This window comes from Paenibacillus sp. P4_E11, from assembly GCF_056401635.1.
Window position 1 is genome coordinate 1 of the sequence record NZ_JBFUIX010000356.1, and the last position, 2187, is coordinate 2187.

General features: G+C 50.4%; 2 protein-coding genes. Both read left to right on the plus strand.

Annotation, left to right across the window (positions count from 1 at the left end; translation table 11 throughout):
• A partial coding sequence (locus tag AC1DWB_RS33925) for a Gfo/Idh/MocA family protein (RefSeq protein WP_477545481.1) occupies window positions 1–1014 on the plus strand: 1014 nt, incomplete at its 5' end.
• A gap of 29 nt (window positions 1015–1043) precedes the next feature.
• Window positions 1044–2187: alpha-amylase family protein (locus AC1DWB_RS33930; protein WP_477545482.1), on the plus strand; the 1144-nt coding region annotated here is incomplete at its 3' end.

Sequence of the window (2187 nt, forward strand, 5' to 3'; positions counted from 1 at the left end):
GGAGAAATTGTAGTTCACGCTCATTTGCCTGCCTATCGCATGGCAGGGTTTCGAGTGGTCGGAATCTATGACATCGCGAAGGAGAAGGCAGATCAAGCTGCAAGTCTATTCGGTATTCCTCATGTATACGAATCGCTGCAAGCGCTGCTGCGCAATCCAGAAATCGAAGTAATAGATATCGCCGTCCCTGCTCAATACCAACTGCAGGTGCTGCAAGAAGTTACTCGACACGGTAAGCACGTTTTGTGTCAAAAACCACTTGCAGAAAACTACGCGGATGCCCGACAAATCGTAGAGATCTGTTCCTCAGCAGGGATCAAAGCCGCCAGTAACCAACAAATGCGTTGGTCCCCCGGCATCCAGGCCAGCCGTTCGATCATCAAGCGTGGTTGGTTGGGTACCCCTGTGCAAGCTTCTATTCAGGTGAATGTGCTTACGCAATGGGAGAACTGGCCTTGGCTGACGAAGATCAATACACTCGAAGTGATGTATCATAGCATTCATTATCTGGATTCGATCCGTTATTGTATGGGGATGACCCCGGAATATATTTATGCCGATGGCGCCCGTTATCCGAATCAACCCTACAAAGGGGAAACGCGAACACTGATCCATATTAAGTTTCCTGGTGAAGCCAGAGGCCTTGTCCATGACAATCATAACAACCACTCGCCGCAAGAGGATTGGTATGCCACATTCCGTTTCGAAGGGACGAAGGGTGTTGTGAAAGGAACGAACGGAGCTCTCTACAACTACCCCGATGGGCGTGAGGATACGATCAGCTTGTACAGCGAAGCTCTCCCGGGTCGCTTGCTAACCCCTTCTCTTGAAGGAAAATGGATGCCCCATGCCTTCATGGGAACGATGGGCGAGCTGATGTGTGCGATCGAGGAAGATCGTGAACCGGAGAACAGCATATCGGACAATCTGAAGACGTTGCAAATGGTATTTGCCGCATACCGTTCCATGGCAGACAATCGCCCGGTTTATTTATCCGAGATTGCTAGCGAGTAAGGAACATCCGAATGGGAAGGAAGGATACAATGGCCAAGCAAGAAGAAACGAGCCGTAAGATACATCTCGATTTTCATACGCCTCATTGGGTGGAGCGGGTTGGACAAGAATACGATCCGGAGTTGCTCGTTCGTACATGGAAGGAAGCGCATATCAATGCCGTTACCGTCGTATTCGGTTTATGTGCATGCGGGAATGCGTACTACGAATCGGACGTGGCCCCTGTACATCCGGGTTTGCAGCAGGACTTGTTGACTCCATTGCTGCCTGTCGCGAGTAGAGAAGGAATCAAGATATACGTTCATTTCAGTACCGGCATTCATGATCGCTCCGTCATTGAGCACCCTGATTGGGCGATGCAGACGAAGCAAGGGAAACGATATGACACCAATGCGGGCACGGAGTGGGGATGGCCCTGCTTCAATTCGCCCTTTGTCGAACAGTGGTTCTGGCCACAGTTGAGGGAATTCGTGCCGCGGTATCCGAATATTGAAGGCATCTTCCTCGACATGGTGACGTATACGACGAATAGTTGTTATTGTTCGTATTGCCAAGCAAGAGCGGCCAAACTGGGCTTCGATTTGGATGATGAGGATCAGATGGTGCAATTCCAACGGATCGTGCTGGAAACGTTCATGGAAGAAACAAGGGCTATCGTCAAAACTGCCAATCCTCAAATGGCCTTCACTTGCAACAATCGTTGGTTCGTCGGAGGGGCGAGAAGTGAATCACTAGACTTCCTGGAGCTGGAAGCACCTGTCTCGTGGAATAGTTATCACTTTCCGGTAATGGCACGGTATTTGCGTACGTTCTCCATTGATTATGGCGGCATGACGACGAGATTCCCGAAGAACTGGGGTTACTTCGGAAGCTTGAATAATGAAACGCAGTTAAAGTTTGAATGCGCTACCATCATGGCGACATTAGGCTCCTGCTGTATTGGGGATCAGCTGCATCCATCTGGTAAGCCCGAGCCTGGGGTATACGAATTAATCCGGAATGTGTACGCCTATGTGATGGAACGCGAACAGTGGACGCTTCATGCCAAGTCGGTCCCACATATCGCCCTGATGGCGGATGATCAACCGAATACAGGGGTTGCATTTGTCAGCAGTGAGGAGCCGGTTTCCTACCAAGGTGGGGCCGCCTTCTATGGGGCGGGTTTGGTTATGT